Annotated in this window: 14 protein-coding genes; 11 read left to right on the forward strand and 3 right to left on the reverse strand. The window is 64.0% G+C overall.

Going from position 1 to position 25,300, the window contains the following annotated elements; translation table 11 throughout:
* Positions 1-28: 28 nt before the first annotated feature.
* Genes SKP52_RS19980 through SKP52_RS24820 form a run of 3 tightly spaced genes read right to left on the reverse strand, consistent with a single transcriptional unit; the run spans position 29 to position 1,955 of the window.
* Complete coding sequence (locus SKP52_RS19980; protein ID WP_039577955.1) at positions 29-571, reverse strand: RNA polymerase sigma factor; 543 nt, start codon at positions 569-571, stop codon at positions 29-31.
* Positions 568-1,353 carry a secretin and TonB N-terminal domain-containing protein gene (locus SKP52_RS24815; protein WP_052208615.1) on the reverse strand — a complete coding sequence of 262 codons (786 nt, stop codon included), beginning with the start codon at positions 1,351-1,353 and terminating at the stop codon, positions 568-570. Before SKP52_RS24815 ends, SKP52_RS19980 begins: the two co-directional genes overlap by 4 nt.
* The gene (locus SKP52_RS24820; protein WP_220474065.1) at positions 1,350-1,955 is read right to left on the reverse strand and encodes an energy transducer TonB family protein; all 606 of its coding nucleotides are present in this window, start codon (positions 1,953-1,955) and stop codon (positions 1,350-1,352) included. Before SKP52_RS24820 ends, SKP52_RS24815 begins: the two co-directional genes overlap by 4 nt.
* 248 nt (positions 1,956-2,203) lie before the next feature.
* On the opposite strand from SKP52_RS24820, the gene SKP52_RS19995 reads away from it, so the two are divergent.
* From SKP52_RS19995 to SKP52_RS20045, 11 genes are all read left to right on the forward strand, one after another.
* Positions 2,204-3,139 carry a helix-turn-helix domain-containing protein gene (locus SKP52_RS19995; protein ID WP_160292449.1) on the forward strand — a complete coding sequence of 312 codons (936 nt, stop codon included), beginning with the start codon at positions 2,204-2,206 and terminating at the stop codon, positions 3,137-3,139.
* A 379-nt stretch (positions 3,140-3,518) separates the two neighbouring features.
* The gene (locus SKP52_RS20000) at positions 3,519-5,144 is read left to right on the forward strand and encodes a ShlB/FhaC/HecB family hemolysin secretion/activation protein (RefSeq protein WP_052209009.1); all 1,626 of its coding nucleotides are present in this window, start codon (positions 3,519-3,521) and stop codon (positions 5,142-5,144) included.
* Positions 5,145-5,146: 2 nt separating this feature from the next.
* Positions 5,147-6,931 (forward strand): DUF2341 domain-containing protein, encoded by a 1,785-nt coding sequence (locus SKP52_RS20005; protein WP_052208619.1) that lies wholly within the window; start codon positions 5,147-5,149, stop codon positions 6,929-6,931.
* 23 nt (positions 6,932-6,954) lie between these two features.
* Positions 6,955-7,371 carry an ExbD/TolR family protein gene (locus tag SKP52_RS20010; RefSeq protein WP_015460402.1) on the forward strand — a complete coding sequence of 139 codons (417 nt, stop codon included), beginning with the start codon at positions 6,955-6,957 and terminating at the stop codon, positions 7,369-7,371.
* Positions 7,372-7,521: 150 nt separating this feature from the next.
* A complete protein-coding gene (locus SKP52_RS20015) occupies positions 7,522-8,223 on the forward strand; it encodes a cell envelope integrity protein TolA (protein WP_039577960.1) in 702 nt (233 codons plus the stop codon).
* Positions 8,224-8,275: 52 nt separating this feature from the next.
* A complete protein-coding gene (locus tag SKP52_RS20020; protein ID WP_039577964.1) occupies positions 8,276-10,054 on the forward strand; it encodes a putative porin in 1,779 nt (592 codons plus the stop codon).
* Between the two features lie 123 nt (positions 10,055-10,177).
* Positions 10,178-10,861, forward strand: a complete 684-nt coding sequence (locus SKP52_RS20025; RefSeq protein ID WP_148309196.1) for a hypothetical protein — start codon at positions 10,178-10,180, stop codon at positions 10,859-10,861.
* Entirely contained in the window at positions 10,861-11,040 is a 180-nt protein-coding gene (locus tag SKP52_RS20030) for a hypothetical protein (RefSeq protein WP_039577972.1), read from the forward strand. Before SKP52_RS20025 ends, SKP52_RS20030 begins: the two co-directional genes overlap by 1 nt.
* Positions 11,041-11,207: 167 nt before the next feature.
* Positions 11,208-23,711, forward strand: a complete 12,504-nt coding sequence (locus tag SKP52_RS20035; RefSeq protein WP_160292450.1) for a filamentous haemagglutinin family protein — start codon at positions 11,208-11,210, stop codon at positions 23,709-23,711.
* 99 nt (positions 23,712-23,810) lie between these two features.
* On the forward strand, positions 23,811-24,656 hold the full coding sequence (locus tag SKP52_RS20040; protein ID WP_039577975.1) for a SapC family protein: 846 nt from the start codon (positions 23,811-23,813) through the stop codon (positions 24,654-24,656).
* Complete coding sequence (locus SKP52_RS20045; protein WP_039577979.1) at positions 24,653-25,291, forward strand: OmpH family outer membrane protein; 639 nt, start codon at positions 24,653-24,655, stop codon at positions 25,289-25,291. Before SKP52_RS20040 ends, SKP52_RS20045 begins: the two co-directional genes overlap by 4 nt.
* Positions 25,292-25,300: the final 9 nt, after the last annotated feature.

Below are 25,300 nucleotides of genomic sequence, written 5' to 3' on the forward strand. Positions count from 1 at the left end.
CGGTCTGCATCCTCAATTCTTTCTCCTCCTATCGGGTAGACACGCGAGCGGCCCGCTCAGCGAAAGGGTTTTTTCGCCGGGTGCGGCGCGCGCAGTGCAAGATGGCGCCGCGCAGGTCCATCTGGATCAGCCGGACCGTCACGCCATAGTGATCGGCGAGTTGCTCATGGCTCATCGTGCCGGTGAAACTCTCGATGAAGACGTGGCGCTGGCGGGGCGTCAGTTCACCCAGCACTTTCCAGACATGGGCGAGTTCGCTGCGCGCCAGAGCGATCCGCTCGGGTCCGGGCGCGTCATCCGGGATCGACAATATGTCTTCGATATCCTGGCTGCCCAATACCCGGCGCTGTTTGGCCGACATGGTCGCGGCCATGTTGATCGCCGCGCGATAGATATAAGCGTCGGGGTCGTTGACCGGCGCGTCATCTTTGAGATCGCTGAACTTGATCCAGGTCTCGTGCAATGCTTCGCCAGCCAGGTCTTGCGAGCCAAGGCGCGCGGCCAGGCGATCGCGAATCTGGGTGTAACGGAGCGCCAGCGTTGTTTTGATACTGGCCCGCGTCGCGCTCATGGACGCCGCCTCCCGCCAGGTGGAGCGGCGCGCCCTGCAAGACGGTCGGTCTCCACTTCGAAGCGCATCGAGCGGCTGAGCCCCTCGGGCGGCGGGCTGCTGATAATCGCGCCGAACAGGATCTGGCGGACGCGGGCGTCCCAATCGGGTTCGGAACTGCCGCGCATCAGGCGCACCTCATCGATGCGGCCGGTCGGATCGACGGAGACGGCGATCTCGATGCGGAAACTGCGCCCCTCATAGGCGCCGTCGCGCTTCAGGCGCTCGAAGATTTCCGTCTGAACGCGCTGGGCATATTGATTGTAGGCGCTTGGATCGCGGCGACCGACTAGGCGCGGCGCGCGAACTTCCGCCATGTCGAGATGGAGCGCGGACGGGCCAGCCGCCGCCGCATTCCCAGCCCGGTCGGATGGCGGCGGCTGGCCCTCGACGAAAATCACCGCAGAGTTGGGGCCGGTGAAGCGCGCCGAGAGGCCGGTGCCTTGCAGAAGATGTCGAAGGGCCGCAGGCGCGGCATAGACGCCGCGGAGCGGTGTGGACTGCCGCGCGCCGGCGAGGCTTTGGCGATAGATGATGTTGACGCCGCTCACGGTCGCAAACTCGGCGATCGCCTGCGCCACGGGCTGGGCAGGAATATCGTAGCGCCGCTCCTGCATCGCCGGCGCTGTCTGGGCTGCCGCCACCCCGGCCATGCAGATCGTGAGGACGATGGCGGCATAGAGCAGAAGCCCTTGTCCACTTCGCCTGACTGCAATGAAGGGGATGCGCGCAATCCTCGTCATCCGAGCCTGAAGGTCACCGGGATGACGACGCTGAGCTGGCCGGGCCAGCCTTCCGGGAAAGCCGGGAGGGGCTGCGCGCGCATGACCGCGGCGACCGCTTCCCGGTCGATGTCGGTTACGCCGGAGCTTTCCCCAACCCAGGCCTGGATCACCCGCCCGTCACGCGACATGATGAAGTGCAGCATGACCACGCCCTCGCGCCCCGCATCGCGCGCGCCGGCGGGATAGATGCGGTAACGCGCCAGATGAGCCTCCAGTCGCCGGCGATAAGCGAGGACATCGGCGTTCGGGAGATTGGCCAGATCATGTGCTTCGCCCTGCGCCTCGGCACTGGCGTGCGTCCCATCTGACTCAGGCCCGGCAGCGCGCGGCAAAGGGTCAGGGTCTCCGGTCAGCCCGGAGGTCTCCGGGGGGCGTGGCTGAGAGAGGGCCTCCGCCATTTCGCCGCGTTGTGGGCTATCGTCGCGAGCGCGTCCATCCGCCGGATCGAGCGGGATGAGTTCGACGATCAAAACCGAACCGCGATCGCCGCCGGCGACATCGCGCACAGGCGTGCCCTTGTCCCAGGCCCATAAGAGAGCGGCCCCCATGACAGCGTGCATGGAGAGCGAGGCGAGCCAGCCTATCAGTCGTGTCGAGACCTCCCGACTCATCGTCCGCCCGTCATCCCACTGTCATTCAAATGCTCAGCCCGTAGGCAGAATTTATCGCGTCTTCGTGACAGCTGGCCGGGCCGCGGAATTCTTTCGCGATGCCGGGCTGAAGAAAAATGCCTCGAAGCGAAAAAAGTCTTTCGTTCGATGTCGCGAGATTGGTCTTCCAATCGAGGACCATGACCATGCACCCGACTATGGCCATCAGATTGGAGACGCATGACGCGGATAACAGGGCGATCGCCCTGCCATCCGTTCGCGCAGTCGTGCCCCATCGTCAGGCGGTCGCCGTTGATGAAGCAGCACGCCCCGCGGTCTTGCGGCAACGCTTCAAGCTCGGTCCGCTCGACTTCGATTATCGGGCTTTTCCGCGCCAGCGCGTTGTCGCGCTCTCCTCGACCGACACGACCGTCCATATCGTCCTGCCGATCACTGGGATGACCGTGGTGGTGACGGAAGGCGAAGCCCAGACGCTCCGCGCCGGTTCGGCGTTGCTGCTTGGCGCCATTACGCGGACGGCCGTTGTCTGCACCGCCGGTTCGAGCGCGCTCTTCCTGCATATTCCGCGCGCCGCCATCCAGTCGGCCGCCTCGCGCGCGCTTGGCAGTCCGCGCCGCCTCGCCGCGATCGATCATCTCTTCAACTGGTCGCTCGACGATCTGGGCGCCCGTCTGCCGCGCGCTTCGGTTGCAGCGGAGCCCGGCCATGACGATCCTGTCCTGGAACGGCGGACGCTCGATGGACTGGTGAAGCGGTTGCGCGACGATGACGTTGCCGACACGCTCTTTCCCGTCGCGCGCTCGGTGCAGCGCGCCGTCGAGCATATCCGCGCCAACCCGCAGCACAGTTGGACGATCAACGATCTCGCGCCGATGGTGGGCGTGACGCCCGGCACCTTGCGCCGGAACTTCCGTACCTGTCTCGGAATCACCGTTACCCAGCTCGTTCAGCAAATCCGTATCGAGTGGGTGAGAGCGCGCCTGGAGAGCGTGACCGAAAGCCGTTCCATCAGCGACATCGCGCTCGCCGCCGGTTTCGGGGCGCCTGGCGTGATGAGCCGGACCTATCAACGTCACTTTGGAGAAACTCCGAGCAAGACCCGCACGCGGGCCTTTCGCGCCATGCGCGACTGAACCTTCCTCCCGCTCATGGGAGACAATAATTCCTCTAGCGTCCTGACGAATAGTCAGGGCGCAATTTCTGCTGCAATGAAGTAGAAATACAATATTATGCGACATAAATTACTATCAAGTGATTCGCCTGTGGCATTACGATAATACGTAAACCAGCGATCTCTGTAACACAACTTACATACTAAACGACCTAGGCGAGACGAAACGCATTTGGGCATGTGTTATGTCTTGAGACTTGCCCGCATCCCTTCTTAAGAGCGCATCGACAACTGGCGCTGCAATGCAGCACGGGTCTTTGCGCGCGCCGGCCATGGGATGACAGCGACCGGTCGCCGTCCGGCTCCAAGCCGTGCGGCGCTTCCGGCAGGGGGTACAGGTTTTGAGGTTCGATAAAGATCACTGGCGCCGTGCCGCGAGCCATGTCGCGCTTGCCGTCTCGATAGGGTTGATCGCATCGCCGGCACTCGCCCAGGGCGGCGGGGCTGGCGACGCCATCGCCGCCCCCGCCGAGGCAAGTGCCCGCTTCGACATCATGGCGTTCCAGGTCAGGGGCAACACCGTCCTTGCGCCCGACGATGTCGAGCGGGCGATCCTGCCCTTCATGGGGCCGGGACGAAGTGAGGCCGATGTCGAGGCCGCACGGGCGGCTTTGCAGAAAGCCTATGAGGACGCCGGCTATGTGGCGGTCTCTGTCTATGTGCCTGAGCAATCCGTCGACGGCGGGGTTCTGCAACTGGCTGTTCAGCAACAGGCCATCGGCCAGCTGCTCGTCGAAGGCGACACGGGACGCGCCGATGCACTGCGCGCGATGGCGCCCTCGGTCGCGCCGGGCCAGACGCCCAACCTGACCGCCTTCCAGCGCGATGTCGTCGCGCTCAACAGCAATCCCAATCGCCGCGTCACGCCGGAACTACGCGCCGGCGAAGCGCCCGGAACGCTCGATGTCGTCCTCAAGGTCGAGGAAAGCTCGCCGTTTCACGCCTCGGCGGAACTCAACAATTTCAGCTCCTCGGCCACGACCGATCTGCGGGCATCCGCGACGATCCGCTACGACAATATGTGGGGACGCGGAGATTCCTTAAGCCTGTCCGCACAGACCGCCCCTGAGCGCACCGACGACGGTACTGTCTTCTCCGGCAATTATCTGATGCGGCTGGGGCAAGGCACGCAGCTCCTGCTCTACGGCGTCCACTCGGACAGTGACATCGCAGTGGTCGGTGGGACCAATGTTGTCGGCAAGGGCAAAATGATCGGCGCCCGGCTGATCCAGTCGCTTGGCTCCAGCGAAGGCTTCTATCATTCGCTGACGCTCGGGTTCGACTGGAAGGATTTCAAGGAGGATGTGATCCTCGGGTCCGACCGCGCGTCTGCCCCGATCGAATATTTCCCGTTGATCGCGAGCTGGCGCGGCGACTGGGCGGGCGATCGCTCGAACAGCAATATCACCTTCTCGGGCACTTTCGGCATCCGAGGTCTCGGCGATCCCTGGGAGCGCTTCGACGCCAAGCGCTACATGGCCCGCCAGAGCTTCATCGCCTTGAAGCTGGACGCTGAGACCACGCGAACCTTCGGGCCTGATCTTCAGCTCAACGCGCGGTTCTCCGGCCAATGGTCGCCCGATCCGCTGATCTCGAACGAAGGCTTCTCGCTCGGCGGCATGTCGAGCGTACGCGGCTATTATGAGTCCGAGGCCATCGGCGATTATGGCTTCGCCTATCAGACCGAACTGCGCTCGCCGGATTTCGCCCGGATGCTGGGCAGCGACCTCATCAATGAGCTGCGCTTCCATGCCTTCATCGACAGCGGTTATGTCGGCATCCATCAGCCGCTGGAAAGCCAGCTTGCGACCCGCAACACCTGGCTTTCCAGCGCCGGCCTCGGCGCGCGGCTCAAGCTCTTCAACCATCTGACCGGCGCGATCGACGCCGGTGTTCCGCTTCGGTCGGGCTCGGAATCCGAGTCCGGCGACATCTTCGTTCGCTTCCGCATCCAGGGGGAATTCTAATCATGTCTGTTATTGCACGTCTCAAAAAGGGTGCGGTTGCCGGTGGCATCGCGCTGGCCGCGACTGTCGCATTCGCCGCACCGGCTCACGCCTGGTGGGAGGCCGATTACAGCTACCGCACCAGGATCAATCTCAACGTCGATGCGGCCGGCATCACTGGCGAAGTCACGCGCGCGCCGGTGCTGGTCCGCCTGCACTCGGGCAATTTCAGCTTCAAGGATGTGAAGGCCGACGGTTCCGACCTGCGCTTTGTGGCTGGCGACGATCGCACGCCGCTCAAGTTCCACATCGAGCGCTGGTCGCCGCAGGACGAACAGGCGCTGGTCTGGGTTGATGTCCAGGGCCTTCAGCCGGGTCAGACCTCTGCGATCTATGCCTATTACGGCAATGAAAGCGCCGCGGCTGCGCAGGATGCAGCCGGCACGTTCAGCACAGACTATCGCCTTGTCTATCATTTCGACAACGAGGGAGCCCCTCGGGACGCCACCGCCAATGACGCCCACGCCACTGGCGGAGAAGCGCGGAACGCGGGCGGCCTGATCGGATCGAGCCTCATTCTCGATGGCGCGAGCCCGGTGACGCTGCCTGCGTCCGCCTTCGCTTCCGGTCCGCTTTCCATCAGTTTCTGGGTGAAGCCTTCGGGCGATGGCGCGATCTTCAGCCTGCCCGGTGCCGTGAGCCTCGTCGCAGAAGGCGGCCAGCTGTTCATCGACGCCAATGGGACGCGCAGCAATGGCGGCGCTCTGGCGGCCGATAGCTGGGCCAATGTCGCGCTGGTGAACGACGGCGCCAAATCGACCCTCTACATCAATGGCCAGCCTGCGGGCGAACTGGCGGGCGCGCTCCCGGCAGCGACCGGCGCCGCCGTCATCGGTCAGGGCTTCACCGGTGAGATCGACGAATTCCGCGTCGCCGGCGTCGCTCTGCCGCAGAGCCTGTTCCAGCTCGCCGCCGCCAGCGAAGGCCAGGCCTCGCGGCTGGTGACGACCGATACGCCCCAGCAGGTCGAGACCGGCGGTGGCCACAACCATTTCGGCATTCTCTTCTCGGCTCTGACGCTCGACGCATGGATCGTGATCATCATCTGCGCCTTCATGCTCGCGATCGCCATTGCGATCATGATCACCAAGGGCTTGCTGATCAGCCGCGTCCGCAGCGCAAACGAGGCCTTTATTGGCGCCTATAGCCAGATCTCGCGGCGTGCAGGCGATCATGATGGCCTCCCGGCGTTCGATCCGGGCAATGCCGCCGCCGACTCCACGCTTGGCCGTCTCTACAATATCGGGCGCCGTGAGCTCACCGAGCGCCTGCGTGAAGGCAAGGCCACCGGCAGCCGCTTTGCGATCCGTGCCCAGTCGATCGCGGCGATCCGATCCGCCCTCGACGCCGGACGCGTCCGCGAAAGCCAGAAGCTCAACTCGAAGCTGGTGCTGCTGACCATCGCCATCTCGGGCGGCCCCTTCATCGGCCTGCTCGGCACGGTGCTGGGCGTCATGATCACCTTCGCGAGCGTTGCCGCTGCCGGTGAGGTCAACATCAACGCCATCGCGCCGGGTATCGCCGCCGCGCTGCTCGCGACCGTCGCGGGCCTTGCCGTCGCGATCCCGGCCCTGTTCGGCTACAACTATCTGCTTAGCCGGATCGAAGAGCTCACCGCCGACCACGACATCTTCGTGGACGAGCTGGAGAAGCGCATCGCCGAGACCTGGCAGGATGTCGGTCCCGCAGGCGGGCCCGCTGGGCAGGATACGCCCGCTCCCGGACCCGTCCCCGCCAAAGCGGCTTGACCCGAACTTAAGGAGATCAGGCCATGGGCATGCAGGTAGGTGGCGGCAAGAAGCCGTATAACGAGATCAACATCACCCCGTTCGTCGACGTGGTGCTGGTGCTCCTCATCATCTTCATCCTGATGACGACGGCGGCTGTTCAGGGGATCAAGGTGGACCTGCCGTCCGCCTCCTCGGCCAAGACGCTCGAGGCGCAGAAGAGCCGGGTCATCGCGGTATCGAACGACGGGACCGTGTCGATCGACGCCATCCCCGTCTCTATGGCCGAACTGGAGAGCCAGCTGCGGTCTTCGATCGCGACGACACCGGACCTGGCGGTGATCCTGCGCGGCGACCGGGCGGTTCAGTACGACAAGGTCATGCAGGTCCTCGACCTTTGCTCGAAGGTCGGCGTCCCCAGCCTTGGCATGGCGTCCACGCGCCCGCCGAGCGCGAACTGAGGCGGAGGGGATGATGGACCATGCGTGTCAAACGCTCCCGAAGCCGCTTTCGTCGTCGCAATCGGCGGCCCTGGTTTCTGCTGGCGCTGGCGATCCTCTTGATGCTTGCGGCGATCTCGATCGTCCGGCTGACGACCTAGGGAGGCGATCATGGCCGCAGGCGCATTGATCGCCCCCGGAAGCCCCAATGGGCCGCGGGGCCGCCGCAAGACATCGCCCATCACCTTCGGCCGCGTGCTGGTGGTGGTCGGCGTCGGCCTGGCGATTGTGATCGGCTACAATTTTCTGGGCAAGCAGACCGTCTCCGATCGTCCCAATGAAATGCGGACGACGCAGGTGATCCTCCCGCCGCCACCGCCCCCTCCGCCGCCGCCCGAACCCCAACAGGTCGAGCAGCCGCCGGAGCCGACCATCGCGCCGCCGATCGAGCAGCCGCTCGATACGCCGCCGCCGCCCGACGCCAGCAATGATCCTGCCCCCGGCGACAATGCGCTGACCGCGCGCGAAGGCGCAGGGCCGAGCAATTACGGGCTGGCGCGCGGAGACGGATCAGGCACCCGCATCGGTGGCCGCCCCGGCGGCGGCAATCCGTTCGGAGCCTATGCCTCGCAGGCGCAGAGCTGCATCCAGCGGGCCGCCCAGGCTGACCGTGAACTGACACGCGGCCGTTATAGGGCCGAGCTTGCCGTCACCATGGCCGCCAATGGCCGGATCGCCGACGCCCGCGTCAGCGGGGTCGATGACCGCCGCGCCGCGCGCATCCGTGCGGTGCTTTCGGGAACGACCTGCCCGCCGCCGCCGGCGGGGCTCCCGGTCATGCGCCTCGAAATCAACAGCCGCTCGGGAGGCTGATCGCATGTCCGCGCAGCACCCAGTGACCACTCTCTCGAAGGGGATAGACATAATGATGAAGGTTCCCGGCCAGACAGGCCGCCTTAAATCTCTGCTTTTGGCGGCGTCCGCTGGCGCTGCGCTTCTCGGCTCGCCGGCGTTCGCGCAGGACGATACGGGCATCGACCCGCGTCAGCTCATCGAACAGATGGTGGCCGAGAATATCATCACCCGCGAACAGGCCGATCGAATGATCAGCAATGCGCGGGCCGCCACCATCCAGGCGCGGGCCCAGGCACCGGCGCCGCTCCCGCAAGCGGGCGTCGCCGCCGATGGCACCCAGACCGTCACCTATGTTTCGCCTGTCGTGCGAGAGCAGATCGCGCAGCAGGTGCGCGCCGAGCTTGGCACCCAGGCCCAGGCCGAAGGCTGGGCCCGCCCCGGCGAGACGCCGGAATGGACGCGCCGCATCCAGCTTTACGGCGATGTGCGCGTGCGCGGCGAAGCGCGCCGCTATGACGACGCAAATGGCGACATCTTCTGGGACTATGATGCGATCAATGGCGGGCAGCCGCAGAACGTCAACGCCAGTTCGACCGGCTATATCGATGCGCCGTTCCTGAACACGCTGGAGGATCGCCAGCGCTTCCGCCTGCGCGCGCGTCTTGGCGTCAAGGCCCAGATCACCGACTGGATCACCGCCGATATCCGTCTCGCGACAGGCGCGAGCAGCTCGCCGGTCTCGACGAACCAGACGATGGGCGCCGACGGCAGCGGCAAATATCATCTCTGGCTCGACCGCGCGTCGATCCGCCTCGCGCCGACCGAGAATGTCGCGCTGGAGTTCGGCCGTTTCGCCAATCCGCTGTGGATGTCGGATCTCGTCTTCGACAACGACATGAATTTCGACGGCGTCGCGATCTCCGGCCAGGGCGCTGTTGCGGATGGCGTGCGTCTGTTCGGTACGCTCGGCGCCTTCCCGGTGTTCAACACCGATCTCAACTTCGGCACCCGCAATGCGCCGACAATCATCGACCCGGAAACGGGCGGCGAGATCGGCACTGGACGGCCGTTCAAGAGCGAGGATCGCTATCTGTTCGCGACGCAGGCAGGGGTCGAGTTCAATCCGACCGAGCAGATCAATGTGAAACTTGCCGGCGGATATTATCATTTCGACAATATTGCCGGGCGTCTGTCCGAGCCCTGCTACTGGACCGAGCTGGTCTGTTCGACCGACGCCCTGCGTCCGGCCTTCCAGCAGCACGGCAATACGATGATGGCGCTGCGCGATCCGCTTTATATCGGCTCGCCCAATCCCGAACTGGAGCCGGATAATCAATATTTCGGGCTCGCCTCGAAGTTCGAGCTGCTCCACATCCGCGCCCAGGCCGAATACCGGGCCAATGAACGCTTCGGCGTCCGGCTCGAAGGCGATTTCGTCAAGAATCTCGGCTGGGACCGTGATGCGATCTCCGCCATCGCTTGGAACAATCTCGGCCCCAATGGCGACACCTATAATGGTCGCTACGATGGCGGCGATGCCGGCTGGCAGGCCCGCCTGACCGTTGGATCGGTGATGAACCTCAATCTCGCCGGCGACTGGCAGGCAAAGCGCGGCGACTGGAACGCCTGGGTCGCCTATCGGCGCCTCGAAAGCGATGCGGTGGTCGACGCCTTCGCAGACAGCGATTTCCACATCGGCGGCACCAACAATCGCGGCTGGCAGATCGGCGGCAATTACGCAATCGCCAGGAACACCATCCTCGGCTTCCGCTGGCTGTCGGCGGAAGAAATCGCCTCGGCGCCGTTCAGCGTCGATCGCGGCTTCATCGACCTTATGACGCGGTTCTGAGGCCCGGATAGGCCCATGTCCACGTCAACGCTCCTGATTGTCTCGGCCGCGCTGCGCTCCCACGGCGCCGGCGATCGCAATCGTCCGGTTCCGTCCGGCCCCCTCAACGGGCGGAGCCGGGCGTTGACACATCTTATCCAGATCTCCGGCGCCGCTACTCGCCTGATCCGGTCCGGTTCCCCCAAAGACGGACAGGACCAGGTTGCGGTGCAGGAGGCCGTCACGGACCGGCTATGCCAACGGCCGGCCCGTGCGGCGGGAGCGGCGCTGGCCATCGGTCAGCGCCCGCTCACCCTTTTCCCGAACCCGCGCGCTGGTTCACGCCAGTTCCTGCGCCGCGCGGCGACGGCGGGCTCGCCCGACACCCTCTTCATCGGGCGAGCCTCGCTTGCGCTGGCGTCTTTCGCCACACTGTTCTTCGCCGGCAGCGCCCTTGCCCAGACAGCCGAGACGAGCGCGGAAGCGCCGCCGCTTGTGATCGAACTCGATCCGGCCGAAGTGCGCGCGCCTGCGCCGCAGCGCATCGGCGGCTCCGGCCCGCAGCCCTGTGTGATCGTCGATATCGCGGGCACGCGCGCCGGGCATCTCGACTGCGCGACGGGCCATCTTCAGGAGGCGGCGCGCGCCGCCCAGGCCGAAAGCCGCGTCGGTCTCGAAGCGCCGACGCCGGGCGCCGGATCGCCCGACGTCCAGCTCGGCGTCGCCCATCAGGCAGCGACCCGCCTGCGCATGGGCGATGCGCTCGGCCGGTCGGTCCACCCGGAGCGCCCGAACAGCCGTCCGCCCTCGACCCGGGGGCCGCGCTGATGACCCGCACCATTCTCGCCGAGGAGCTTGGCCGCACCGTCCCTTGGGTGCTGGCCTTCCTTCTCGCCGCCTTCCTGCTCGGTGAAGGCCCGTCCGGCGCGGCCATCCCGACCTCTCACGACATTCAAGAACATGCGGCCGCCACGCCTGCCGCAACGATGCTGGAGCCAAAACAATGACGAACACCAACCACTCGCTTCGCACGCGTCTGCTCATCGGCGCTTCGATCGGCTCCCTTCTGCTTGCCGGTGCCGCCGAGGCGCAATCGAACCGCATCGGCCAGGGTCGTGGCGGCGGCAATCCGGCGGCGGCCGCCGCCCGCGTCGCGCAGGCCGAAGCGCAGCGCGTGACCGAGCGCAACAGCGCCACCCAACGCGCGGTCGAGGCCATGCGCCGCGCGGCGCAGAACCGCGCCCAGATGAACGACGCGCAGGTGCAGGCGCGCATCGCCGCGCAGAACGCCATCAACAATATTCCCAACGGCATCGGTCAGGGCGGGCTTCAGCAGGCGCCCGGCATCGAGATCGATCCCAATCTCTGGCAAGGCGCCAATGGTCCGATAGAGAGCGCCGGCAAGGACGGGCGCACGACGGTCACGGTCGATCAGGACCAGCAGCGCGCCATTCTGACCTGGGACAGCTTCAACATCGGCCGCGAGACCGATCTGGTGTTCAACCAGGCCTATGGCGCCGACGCGGTCGTGCTCAACCGCGTGCGTGATGCTTCGCCCTCGCAGATCCACGGCACGCTCACCGCCCCCGGCACGGTGCTGATCCTCAACCAGAATGGTGTGCTGTTCGGCGGCACGTCCGTGGTCAATGTTCGCAATCTGATTGCCTCATCGGCCAATATTCTCGACAGCGATTTCCTCAACGCCAATCGCGGTATCTATTCGCAGCTATCCGGCGCCAACTATCTGCCGAGCTTCACCGACGCTGGCGGCGCGATCACGGTTGCGGCCGGGGCGCAGATCACTACCCATGCGCCCGCCAGCGCTACGCAGGGCGGCGGCTATGTGATGCTCATGGGGACCGAGGTCACCAATGAAGGCAGCATCGTCACCGCAAAGGGCCAGACGCTGCTGTCGGCGGGCGATGACTTCATCATCCGCAAGGGGTTCGGCACCGAAGAGAACCAATATTCGACGACGCGCGGCAATGAGGTGCGCGGGCTGATCGATGAAGACTCCGACAGCGGCACGGTGATCAACCGCGGCCTGATCGAAGCCGCCCAGGGCGACATCACGCTGGCTGGCCGCACGATCCGGCAAGAAGGCGTGCTCGTCGCCACCACTGGCGTCAATCAGCGCGGCACGATCCACCTGCTGAACAGTGCGACCGATGCCGAAGGTTCGGTGACGCTCGCCAGCGGTTGGGAATCGAGCGACGTCAACGGCAAGGTCGTCGGGTCCGGCCAAGGCCTGACGATCATCCTGCCCGAACTGGATAGTGAGGATACCGCGCTCAACGGCCAGCGGGATTCGCTGATCGAGCAGAGCGAGAAAGCCAACCTCAATCGCTACACAACCACCAGCGGCGGGTTCAACGACCGCTCATTGCTGGCCGATCGGCTCGACCAGTCGCGCATCGAAATCGTGACCGGCGGCGACGTCGTCTTCGAAGGTGGATCGCAGACCAGCGCCCAGGGCGGTCAGGTCGCGGTGCAGGCGGCCGGACGCATCACCACCGAGGATGGTTCGCTGATCGACGTCTCGGGCGTTCAGGGCATCGCCCTCGACATGGAGTCCAACTCCATCCTGGTGAACATCCAGGGCAATGAGCTGCGCGATTCCCCGCAGAACCGCGAGAACGCCAATCTTCGCAGCAACGACGTCTGGGTCGATGTGCGCGATCTCATTCTGCTGCCGGACGGCACCGGCGGCTATGATGGTGATCGCTGGTACACCAAGGGCGGCCTGCTCGAGGTTGGCGGCCATCTCAAGAACATGGCGCATGGTATCGGTGAATGGGCGGCGATCGGCGGCACGATCACGCTGGCGGCCAATGAAGTGGTGGCGCAGCACGGCGCGACCTTCGACATCTCCGGCGGCAGTCTCGACTATCAAGCCGGTTGGGTGCTTTCGACCCGTGTGCTCGGTGCGGATGGCAAGCTTTATGATCTCGCCAATGCGCCGGCGGGCATGAAGATGGTCGCCTGGGGCGACGCCTTCGTGCGCGAGCATTCGCGCTGGGGCGAGCAATATGCCCAGGTCTGGTCGCACCCGATCTCCGGGGCGCGTAGCGTTCGCCGCTGGAGCGACGGCTATACGGTCGGGCGCGACGCCGGACAGCTTATTCTCTCGACGCCGACCGCCATCATGGAAGGCGATATCATCGCCGCGGTTATCGAGGGTGAGCGGCAGGTCAATGCCCGAGCCGATGGCATCACCGATGGCTATGATGTGGCGCAGCATACCCGCGCGCAGCCGGGGTCGCTGGCTTTAGGGCGCTATGACCTGTTGGTGAGTAACACCAACCCCTATTCAGTGGAGGTGAAGATCGCGGATGTTGCGAGCATCGCTAAGCATCTCGCGACGGGGGACGCACTGCCTGAAGAGCGGAACGGCACCGCCTGGCTCGACGCAGGCCTGCTCAATCAGGCTGGTCTCGGCGGTCTCAACATCGAAACAACCGGCGTGATCGCCATCGACAATCCCCTGACACTGGCCGATGGCGGGGCGCTAAAGCTGGTTGCGCCAACGATTGACTTCAATGCGGACGTCACCGCCCATAGTGGCTCGATCAATGCGACCAACCGGGCAAGCAATCACTATGGAAGCAGCGCACAGGTTCTCCTGGATGGGAATGGGGGCTCGCTTATCGCGGTCGGTGAAGGCGTAACGCTCGATCTCACCGGCCTGTGGGTCAATACCGCCCTCAATGCTTCCGACACTGGAAAGCTGGGTTATCTCGATGGCGGCAAAGTCACCCTGGCCTCTACCCATGATCTGACTCTGGCGGAAGGCAGCCTGATAGATGTTTCATCTGGTGGAGCGATCCTCGCCCAGAATGATACAAGGGGCGGAGCCGGCGGTGACGTTTCGCTCGTTGCGGATGGCTATAATGCTATTGTTGCGCCGGATGGCGCGCTCCTGCTCGACGGGGAAATACGTGGCGTCGGCGTGCTGGGGGGCGGCACGCTACATCTCGAAACCGGCAAGACGTTCACTGTTGGCGCGGCCGATGAACAGGGCGGCACACAGGTCGATACTGCGATCTTTCAGACCGGTTTCGCTAGTTACGAGTTAGTCGGACGCAAGGGCGTGACAGTAGCCGATGGCACGGATCTGTCCGTAGTCATGCCGGTGTTGCTTTTTGGCGAATTCGCGCCGGATGCGGCTACCGGCGCGCCGCTGTCCGAAGCGCTCGACCTTTGGACGCCACCCACCTATTTGGAAAATCCGGTAGATGGCGTTTTGACCCGGCGGGGGGGAGCAAGCCTGACTATCTCCGCCACGCTGGGAGCGCCGGCTGGAAGCGATGAGGCTATTGGCGGAATTCGCATTGGTCGCCAAGCTGCGATAAATGTCGATCCTGGCCAATCCATCACGTTGCTAGGCAAAGATATTGAGGTCGATGGCGGCCTTCACGCTTGGGGCGGCAATGTTACGCTGGATGTTCCTCGCCTGGCGACAGCCGTTTCTGCGGGCTACGGATCTCCCGACCCGGGCCTGATCCGTATCGGCAGCGAAGCTGTGATCGATGTCGCCGCCCGCTCTGCTACCGCCGTGGACAGGCTGGGGCGCCGTTACGGCATTGTTGCGGATGGGGGAACGATCGCGCTCGGCGGCGACCTTGATTGGGAGGACACCGGTTCGGCCAAGGCTGCGGATGCGTTCATCGTCATCGAAACTGGCGCGCTACTCGATGCCTCCGGTACGCGGGCGACACTCGACCTTCCTTCTACGATGGGTATGCCCTCGATCACGACGCAGGTTGTCAGCGACGGCGGTACGATTGTCGCCAAATCCAATGTCGGGCTCTACCTGGACGGCACGGTGAAGGCCGAGGCTGGCGGCCAGGGCGCTGCAGGCGGCACGCTCGGCCTTGCGCTGGAATCGGCGGGCTACCGTGTCGGCGAAGCGCCTCCAGACCTGCTGCGGCCGCGTGAATTCCTACTGTCGCAGGAACAGAGCGAGAGCCTGCTTCCTGAAGGTTTCGGCGTGAAAGGAGACCAGGACGGCCTTGTCGCGGGCACCGGATATCTCGGCGCCGACAGGATCGAGGCTGGCGGTTTCGACAATGTCTCGCTGTTGGTGAACGGCGCGCTGTCGTTTGACGGCAGCGTCGCACTCTCGTTGGGCCAGAGCGCTCGTTTTTATGCGGGCACATATGCGCTGACGGACGCCGCCGCAGAGGATAGCCGGGTATCCATTGCGACTCCTTACCTGCGCCTGGCCGGCACGACGCGCATAGGTCCTGAGCATTATGAGATGCCTTCGCTTCACTGGGGCGACGGCATATCGCAGGCGCCAACGAACGCGCTGTTCTCGGTCGTAGCCGATATGATCGATGTGCGCGATCGGGTAGGCTTCGGCGCCCGCACTGCCGATCAATCGACCGGTGAGATATTGGATCGGCGCGGCTTCGCGCAGATCGATCTCACCAGCCGCGGCGACCTGCGGATGCTTGCAGGCACGCCGGGGCGCGGATTGCCGACCAATGCCACTACGGAACTGTCTTCCTCGGGCGACATTACCCTCACAGCAGCGCAAATATATCCGGCAACGGGTGTCGGCGGCAGAATCATGAGTGGCTATCAGGGAGAGGGTGAGGCTTTTCGGGCAGGTAGCAGTTTAACGATCCTCCGCTACGACGACAGTATTGCCGAAATGCCCTATTCCGCTTTTGGCATGCTAGCCTTGGGTGCCGAAACCATCAATCAGGGCGGCGTGGTGCGCGCGCCCTTCGGATTGATTACGATCGGTTCGACCTTCAACAGACAAGTCACGTCCTTGGTCAACCTGCTTCCAGGCAGTGAGACCTCGATCAGTGCCGCCGGACTGACGATGCCTTATGGCGGAACTGTCGACGGCATCGAATATGACTACAATGGTTCGCCCGTTGCACTCACCGCCATCAGCGGTACGGACTGGGGTCATGGCCTCGAAGTGAAGGCCGCTCGTCTCGATGTGCAAAGCGGAGCGCTGCTCGATCTTTCGGGCGGTGGGGATCTTGCCGGCGCCGGCTTCATGAGCGGACGGGGCGGATCGGTGGATATCCTCAAGACCGCGCTGATCAATGCCAACCCAGGCTATGGCGCGAGCGCGAGTGGCAATGCCGTTTACGCGATAGTTCCTTCAAGCAGTTCTTCCTACGCTCCCGTCGCGCCCGATGCTGGGTATGGGAATCCGGTGGTTGGGCAACAGATCACAATCCTTGAGAGCGTACCCGGTCTCGCTGCCGGCACATACACGCTGATGCCATCCAGTTACGCGCTGCTGCCAGGCGCCTTCCGTGTCGAGATCGGTGCGGGAATGACCAGCGGCTATGCGGGCGTCAATGCGATCGGCAACGGCTCTTATCTGACGCAGGGTACACTCGGCATCGCCAATACCGCGATACGGGATACCCTGCCTACACGGGTGACATTGACTTCCGCGGACGCTGTACGCGCGCATTCCGGCTACAACGAGATGGGCTACAACGCCTTCGTCGCGGCCGATGCCGCCCGACTGGGCATGCCGCGCGCGATGATGACTTCCGATGGCGGGACATTGGATCTTGCGTTCACCCGCGGCACCGACAGCGCGGACGGCTTGGCGCTGCGAGTGTTGGGCGACGTGAATCTTGCGGCTGCGAAGGATAGCGAAGGCTACGCTGGCGCGGTGCAGGTGCGTGGCATCGGCGAGGTCGTGGCGACCGGCGCGCAAGCATCGGCGGGGCTGGATTCCGCGTCGGTTGATGCGGGCGCGCTAAGTGCGCTCGAAGCGCCGCGCCTCATCCTCAATGCCACGCTGTCCAGCCTGTATGGCAAGAGCGGCCGCTACGTCACTGTGAATGGCGAGGGTTCGCTAACCATCCGCAGCGGCGCGGCGATCTCCGCCGCCGACATTATTATGGCCGGTTCAAAGTCCATGGGTAATGACGGGGGCACGTTGACGATCGAGGAAGGGGCCACTCTCAGCACCATTGGCATGGGTGAATCCAGCTATGATTCCGACGACGGCTATATTTTCAGCGGCCTCGGCGTGCTGGCCCTCTCCAACGGGTGGTTCAATCTGCTCCTTCAGGAAGAAAATCCCAATTCTCCCGATGGCCTCTACGTTAATGTTGGAGCATGCGTGACCGATGCTTGCGACCGGACGACGCAACTCCTGTCCGAAGGGACCATCGCTCTTGCGACCAATCGCGCGCTCACCATCGAGAAGAAGGTGGCATATGGTACGCGCAGGCTGGTACTGGGCGTATCCTCGGTAAATCTGGGAGAGAGTGCGGCGCTGGCGGCAGCCGAGGCAAGCGGACAGTTGCCGGATGGGCTGGAACTCAACCAGACCCGCCTTGCCGAGATCCTGGCGGGGAATAACGCGACGCACGCGCCGGCGGTCGAGATGCTGGAGCTCAATGCAACGAGAGCGGTCAATGTCTATGGCGCGGTTGACCTTGATGCCTCGTCGCTCGAACAACTCGTGTTCGGCACGCCTGCTATCTATGGTTATGGCGCCGATAGCGATGTCGCGACGATCCACGCGGGCGAATTCATCTGGACCGGCACGGACGGTGAGGCAGGCGCTCCGGTCGCCGGTCTGCTCGGTAAGGGCATGCTTGATATCCGGGCGAACTCGATCCTGTTCGGTCATGGGGCGAACACCCAATCTTCCACGGGTATCGATGAGCGGCTTGTGCTCGGCTTCGGGCAAGTCAACCTCACAGCAGCCGAGCGCATTGTCAGCAGCGGCAAAAGCATGCTTTCGGTCTATGAAACGCGCGGCGACTATGTGACCGGTAAGGGCTGGGATTATCAGGGCGGCAACCTTGTCGTCACTGCTCCTGTGCTGACCGGGGAAGCCGGATCGATGCTCACCGTGAGGGCAGGCGGCGACGTGAGCGTGATGGCGCCGGAGGGCGTGGCGGGTGAGGTCGCCAGCGATGCGCTGGGGGCGCAGCTGGCGATTTATGGTCGCAACCTTTCGATTGACAGCGCGGTGATCCTGCCATCGGGAAAGCTCACGCTGTCGGCAAGCGGCGACCTCGTGCTCGGCGACCTGGCTCGCATCGATCTTTCGGGTCGCGCGGTCGAGATGGTTGACGTCACGCAGTATAGTTGGGGCGGCGATCTTCTGATGGAAAGCACGGGCGGCAATATCTCTGCCAGCGCCGGTTCGATCATTGACCTGTCCGCCGTCAACAATCGCGCGGGCACGATAAGTGTCACCGCACTTGGCACAGGTGCCGGACATGTCGATCTGGCGAGTACGATTCTCGGTTCCGCTACGGGCAGGGCCGATGCCGGAGGCTCCGAAATCGCCTACAACGGAGCGGAGTTGGCGGTCCAGGCGCAGTCCCTTGCGGATTTCGGAGAGCTAAACACCCAGCTTAACGCAGGCGAGGTTTTCGGAGCAAGGCGCTTTCGCATCCGTCAAGGTGACCTCACCGTGGGTGACGGCGTGAAGGCGCAAGATGTTCAGATTGTGCTCGATGGTGGCAGCCTTACCATCGAGGGGACGATTGATGCCAGCGGTCAGGGGGTCGGCGCAATCCGTCTTGCGGCCATTGGCGATCTCGTCGTCAACGGCGCGCTCGATGCCCACGGCACGGGTCTTCGCGTAGATAGCTATGGTCAGATTATCGACAGCCCCAACCGCGCGGTTGTCGATCTCTCCAGCACGGCGGGTACGCTGGTCCTCGGCGACAGCGCGCGGATTGACCTGCGTGCCGGTACCGATGTGCCTGGCCAGAACGATGGCGCAGCACGGGGCTCGCTCGACTTGAACGCGCAGCGCACGGGAACGGACGACGTCGCAATAGACGTGGGCGGCATGGTAGACATCCAAGGCGCCAGGTCGATCGCCGTCAATGCCTTCCGCACTTATGACGATGCGCCGCTGGCCGATCTGCCGGACGTTTCCGGCGAACGGCCCCAGCTTGTCACCCAGGCTTATCTCGACCGGATTGACCTCGACAGCACCACCTTCATCGATTTGGCGTTGGGCAATGCAGCGCTTTCCGCTCGCCTGGCGGGGCTGGGACAATATCATCTCCGCCCTGGTGTTGAGATCGTGAGCAATGCAGCGGTCAATCCTTCAGGAACGCTGACGGTGCTCGGCGACCTCGATATGTCAGGCTATCGTTACGGACCGGAAGCCAACCGGATCGATCCGGCGCTGCGCGGTTTCGGCGAGCCGGGCGTACTGGCGCTGCGGGCCGCCGGCGACCTCAACATCCTGGGCAGCATCACTGACGGTTTCGCGCCACCCGCCGCCACGGCTGATGACGATGGATGGGTGCTCACGGAAACCAAAGGTCCTAACGGACTCGTCGGCGGCCTCACTCCCTTTGGTGGGGATATCATCATTCCGATCGACGGTGTCGTGCTGGATACGGGAACGACTTTCCCGCGGGAAGCGACGCTGAATTATGACGTGCCCGTTGGCGCTCTCACTCTTCCCGCCGGCACGGTGCTGCCGGTCGACGTGGCGCTGACTGGACAGCTCACGCTCGGCGCCGGATCTGCCCTATCCGCCAACATCTATAATACCGATGGATCGGTGGCTTATTCTGCGGGGATGGTGCTCGACAATATGGTGACGTTGACGCCGGGGATGAAGCTGGGCGCGGGCACTGCGCTCTCCAGCAGCGCAGCGGTGGATGCCTTGATCTGGCCCAAGGGCGTGCCCTTGCCGGTCGAAATGGTGACGAACGAACGGATCACTTTGGCACGTGGGGCCCTCATCCCGTCAATGACGGACGTTCAACTTGTCGATGATCTTGGTATCAACCTCCGTCCATCCGATCAGGGATTCATCAATCGCAATTGGGCCGTGGCCCCGATGCTGGCTTCGGGCACCAGCAGCTGGAGCTTCCAACTCGTTGCTGGGGCAGATGTCGCCTCGGCTGATCGCAAGGCGCTCGATCCGGCCTCGGTCGGGACGATTCGGCTGGCAGACACCCACTATAGCGGTACGCCGGCGCTCAGTAGCGCGGGCAGCGAGATACTCGTATGGGCAGAAGGTAACTGGCTGGGCTACGAACCGGGCACGCCGGTTTCGGAAGAGGAGGCATCATGGTGCGAGTATGACTCGACATTGTGCGCCATGCAGGAAGTCGGTGGCGAGATACTCGTCTGGGCGGACGGCAACTGGCTAGGCTATGAGCCCGGCACGCCGGTTTCGGAAGAGGAAGCGTCATGGTGCGAATATGATTCGACATTGTGCGCCGTGAAACAGACAGGCGGCGACCAGATTGTCTGGGCGCCTGACAACTGGCTGGGAATGCCTGCGGGCGAGCCCGTGTCAGAAGATGAACAAGCAGCCTGGTGCGCTCCCTTCCCTGATTTGTGCCTCGTTCAGGAAGGCGGTGGGCCGAAGGTTTGGACGGGGTATGATTATGTCGCGCCGGGTCTCAGCGTGATCCGAACGGGTACGGGCGATCTGTCGCTGACGGCGGCGGGGGACATCCGCATGTCCTCGCTCTATGGAATCTATACTGCCGGCACGGCGACCGATCCGGGCGATGGCTACGACCTTCAGCGTGGAACCTTGCCAACTGGCGTGGTGCTTGGCGGCGATACAGATTATTCGGCCACCCTTGCCAGTTATCATGCCTGGTATCCTGACGGTGGGGGCAATCTGGCGATCACGGCCGGCGGCGATCTAGTCGGTGATATCCTGGGTTTCCGCATGCTGGAGAACGGGCAGAGCTATCAATCGAGTGCGGTCGCCGGCAACTGGTTGTGGCGGCAGGGTTCGGGTGGCACCGTCACGGATGAAAAGATCCCGACGGCCTGGTGGATCAACTTCGGCACCTATGTTTCCTCGGCAAATGGCAGCAGCATTGCGAACCCGGCAATAACCGGCTTTACCGGCTTCGGCACGCTTGGCGGAGGCAATCTGACAGTTCGTATTGGCGGAGATGCGGGCCGCACGGCCAAGCGTGGCGGTGAAAACACTTCATTTAACTATGGTGATAGTCGTAGCGAAGGCCTTGTTCTGGCTGTTGGTTCGACCGGTCGTGTGGCAGCGGACGGCACGCTGAGGCTCACCGGGGGCGGTGACATGGTCATAAGGATCAGCGGGGTGCTCAATCCTTATGTCGAAGGTGATGCCGCCAATGCCAAAGCCAGCCTCGGTGGCAGCATTGTCAACCTGCGGGGATCGACCAGTGTTGATGCCGATTCGATCGGCGCCGTACAGGCCGGCTATCGCTCAATGTCTCTTCCTAATCCGCTCGATCCGCGCGGCACCGATCCGTTCGAGACCACGAAGGCGGAGGCGCTATCGGGTGTCACACTGGTGCCGGGCGATTCAGTCTTTACGGTGCGGACCCTTGGCGACCAGGTGATTGCCGGCGCAGGCGACGCCACACGCAGCATCGGTCTCAACACGCAGCCCTTCACGGTGAATGGGGTCAACTATGGGGGCGGCGGCAACAGCTGGTTCAGCCTCTGGACCGATCACACTGCCATCAATCTACAGTCGGCAGGCGGAGACATCGCGCCGGGCAAGCATGGGATTGAAACGAGCCAGACACTGATCGCCGCGGCCGACATTGCCGACACCTGGCCGGCGATTCTGCGGGTCACGGCGATGGGCGGAGATCTCTATTTCGGCGCATCGGCAGGCATGACGAATGATCTCGTGACCCGCGACCGCCTCTCGCCCTCGCCTTCCGGCGAACTCTCATTGTTGGCAGCAGGGTCCATTTATGGTGGCGATCTGACACGTTCCTCAAACCTCGCGTCGCGCCATGTAATCAGCGTGTCTTTCACCGACACGCTCCTGCCGACACCATTTAACCCGGCATTTGTCGGACGCGAAGATGGCCGATACAGCGAACGCGTCATGAACCTCTCGCTCGATGGTTCGGCAATCGACGCAACCAACAATGGCGAACTCAAGACGTGGAACGATACATATTCGCTCTTCGCCTTCGGACCCAACTCAGCTGCCGTCTCGTCGTCGAACTGGGCTGATCGACTTCCTGTGCGAATCTATGCTGTCGGGGGCGATATCGTCGGCCTGGGCAGTGGTGAAATGCTCAGCTTCAATTCGGGAAGTGGGCGCACCTTGTTGGACTGGTATGTCGGCGGAGGCCCGCTGCGCATGACTGCTGGGCGTGACATCGTTGCAAGCGGCACCGTGGGCGCATCCAATCTCATCGTCCACAGCAACGATACTGATGTTTCGGTGATCTCGGCCGGTCGCGACATCATCTACAGCAACTTCGACATTGCCGGTCCGGGGTCTCTGGAGGTTTCTGCGGGGCGCAACATCCTGCAGGAGGATCGGGGCTCGTTCACCTCGATCGGGCCGATCCGGGCGGATGATACCTCCGATGGCGCGTCCATCGCGTTGATGGCGGGCATGACCGGCGTGAACTGGGATGCGGTTCGGGACTACTATCTCGATCCGTCTAAGCTGGCCGATCCGGGGCGGCCGCTGGCCGAGCAGAATGTCGTGACCGATGAGGGTATCGTCGAAAGCGTCGGCAAGGTCGCGAAACTCTATGACGCCGAACTGGCCGCCTGGCTGTTCGACCGTTACGGCTATGTCGCCGAGGGTGCGTTCGCCGAGTTCGTCTCCGCCAATGGGCTGGTGGATGCCAATGGCGCGAAGCTTCCCGCCGCACAGCTCGAGGCTCGGCTTTCGGCCCTGGGCTTCAAGGACGCGGCGACCAACCAGGGCAATCTCTCGGCCCTGCTGCGTTCGACCGATATGTTCGACTATGGCTATGCCGATGGCGCGGCTTCGCTCAGTGAAGCGCAGTCCGGTCTGCTGACGCAGGTACAGGAACGCTTCGACGGGCTCTCGCCGGAGCAGCAGCGCATCTTCCTGCGGCAGGTCTATTTCTCGGAACTGCGTGAAGGCGGTCGCGAATATAATGATGCTGACGGGCCGCGCCTCGGTTCCTATCTGCGCGGGCGTCTTGCGGTGGCCACCCTGTTCCCGGACAAGGATGGCGGCGGCAATGTGATCGACCGCAGCGGCGATATCATCATGTATCGCGGCTCGGGCGTTCGCACCAACTTCGGCGGCGACATCGAAATGATGGCGCCCGGCGGCCAGATCGTCGTCGGCGTCCAGAATGTGATGACCGACGAGGACCAGAAGACCGCCGGCGTCATGACCCAGGGCAGCGGCGATATCCGCATCTTCAGCGAACAATCGCTCCTTCTCGGTCTCTCGCGCGTCATGACCACCTATGGCGGCAACATCCTCGGCTGGTCCGAGGAAGGCGATATCAATGCCGGGCGCGGGGCGAACACCACGGTGCTCTATACCCCGCCGCTTCGCACCTATGACGCCTATGGCAATGTCCGTCTGGCGCCGCAGGTCCCGTCGTCGGGCGCGGGCATCGCCACGCTGAACCCGATCCCCGAGGTGCCGGCTGGTGACATCGACCTGGTGGCCCCGCTGGGAACGATCGATGCGGGCGAAGCGGGCATTCGTGTGTCGGGCAATATCAACCTTGCCGCGCTTCAGGTGCTCAACGCCGCCAACATCAAGGTGCAGGGCGAAGCCGCCGGAATCCCGGTGGTCGCGGCGGTCAACACCGGCGCGCTGACCTCGGCCTCCTCGTCCTCCAGCGCCGTTGCCAATCAGGCGGCGGAACTGGCCGAGCGGGCACGGCCGCAGGTTCGGACCGAGATCCCGACGATCCTCAACGTTCGCTTCCTCGGCTTCGGCGAGTAAGCCGATCAGTTTGGGCCGAATGGTCGGCCCGCTCCCACCGGGACGGCGGCGGTCCACTGGCCGCCGTCCCGGACTACCTCATTCGGAGATTGCTTAATCATGGCAGACAACGCCAACGCTGCGGCCTCGACCGCTGCCCCCATGCTTCCGCTCTTCTACAAGGCCTTGCAGCCACTCCATTCGACCGTTCACGCTGACTGGCGCCTGAAGGCCGGCGATGTGTCCTTCGCGGCCGAAACGCCCTTCCTGCCGATCGTGGCGAGCGAAATCGTTTCGGCGGCGCGCACTTATCCGGTCGTGTTCGCTGGCGACACCGCGCAGCCGATCGCCGTTCTGGGCCTGGAGCCCACCAATCTCTTCGTCGAGGACGGCCGCTGGGCGAGCGATTGCTACATCCCCGCTTATGTCCGCCGATATCCCTTCACCTTCGGCAGGACCGAGGAGCCCGACGGCTTTGCCCTGTCGATCGACAGCGGTTCGGATCGGGTCGTTCAGGGCGGGACTGAAGGGACGGCGCTGTTCGAGGACGGCAAGCCCTCCGCGTTGACGCAGCAGGCGCTGGAGTTCTGCACAGCGTTCGGCCGGGAAGCGGAACTGACCAAGCTGTTCACGGATGCGCTGAAGGAAAAGGATCTGCTGGTCGACCGGCGGGCGGATGCGACCCTGTCCGATGGCCGCAAGCTGGGTCTCAATAACTTCCTGATCGTCGATGCCGAGAAATTTGCAGGCCTCGATGATGAGACGGTCGTTGCCTGGCACAAGCAAGGCCTGCTTGCGCTCGTGCATCATCACCTCGCCTCGCTCGACCGCTTCCGCGCGCTGGTCGATCGGCAGGCGCTGCGTCTCGTCGCGGATCCGTCATCGTCAGGTGCTTCGAACGAACCCGCTGCCGCCGAGGCCGTCGCCCCGGCAAAGTCCAACAAGTCCAGGAAAGTCGTATCATGAACAGCCGTCCTCTTCTCCTCTCCGCCCTTATTCTCGCTTCCGCCTTCACAGGCGCCTCTGCCTCGGCGCAGACGGTCGGTGGCGGACAGGCACCTGCCGCTGCCCCAGCCGCGCAGCCCCTTGGCGGCCCCATCGTGCCCGGTGTCTGCCTGCTCTCGCGCGAAGCCATCTTCGCCAATGCCGCTGTCGGCAAGGCCGCGTCTGCGCGTCTGGCCGAGCTGACCCGCGCCGCTCAGGCCGAAATCGACGGGCAGCGCCCGGCTCTGGAAACCGAAGCACGCGCACTCGAAGGCCAGCCTGACAATGCGGCCAACCGCCAGCGCCGCGAAACCCTGGCCCGCAGCTGGCAGGCGCTGCAAACCCAGGCCGCTCATTCCAGCCGCGAGATCGAGGCGACCCGCGCCAAGGCGCTGGAACGCATCGCCACCGAAGCGCAGCCCGTAATCGCCCAAGTCTATAGCAGTAAGAATTGTGGGCTGCTGTTCGATCGCGGCGCGGCGCTCGGCGGCAATTTCGCCAACGATCTGACAGCGGACGTTGTGCGCGCTCTGGATGCCCGCATCCAGACCATCAGCTTCGAACGCGAGCGCCTGCCGCAGCAACAGCCAGCCGTCCAGGCGCCGGCGCAGCGATAAGGCCGGAAA

The organism is Sphingopyxis fribergensis, from assembly GCF_000803645.1.
GTDB classification, from domain to species: domain Bacteria; phylum Pseudomonadota; class Alphaproteobacteria; order Sphingomonadales; family Sphingomonadaceae; genus Sphingopyxis; species Sphingopyxis fribergensis.

Coding starts and splice junctions, on each gene's coding strand:
- SKP52_RS19995 (WP_160292449.1), top strand. CDS start 2,204: ATGGCCATCAGATTGGAGACGCATGACGCGGATAACAGGGCGATCGCC.
- SKP52_RS19980 (WP_039577955.1), bottom strand. CDS start 571: ATGAGCGCGACGCGGGCCAGTATCAAAACAACGCTGGCGCTCCGTTAC.
- SKP52_RS20030 (WP_039577972.1), top strand. CDS start 10,861: ATGACCCGCACCATTCTCGCCGAGGAGCTTGGCCGCACCGTCCCTTGG.
- SKP52_RS20010 (WP_015460402.1), top strand. CDS start 6,955: ATGGGCATGCAGGTAGGTGGCGGCAAGAAGCCGTATAACGAGATCAAC.
- SKP52_RS20040 (WP_039577975.1), top strand. CDS start 23,811: ATGGCAGACAACGCCAACGCTGCGGCCTCGACCGCTGCCCCCATGCTT.
- SKP52_RS20015 (WP_039577960.1), top strand. CDS start 7,522: ATGGCCGCAGGCGCATTGATCGCCCCCGGAAGCCCCAATGGGCCGCGG.
- SKP52_RS20020 (WP_039577964.1), top strand. CDS start 8,276: ATGATGAAGGTTCCCGGCCAGACAGGCCGCCTTAAATCTCTGCTTTTG.
- SKP52_RS24820 (WP_220474065.1), bottom strand. CDS start 1,955: ATGCACGCTGTCATGGGGGCCGCTCTCTTATGGGCCTGGGACAAGGGC.
- SKP52_RS20045 (WP_039577979.1), top strand. CDS start 24,653: ATGAACAGCCGTCCTCTTCTCCTCTCCGCCCTTATTCTCGCTTCCGCC.
- SKP52_RS20005 (WP_052208619.1), top strand. CDS start 5,147: ATGTCTGTTATTGCACGTCTCAAAAAGGGTGCGGTTGCCGGTGGCATC.
- SKP52_RS24815 (WP_052208615.1), bottom strand. CDS start 1,353: ATGACGAGGATTGCGCGCATCCCCTTCATTGCAGTCAGGCGAAGTGGA.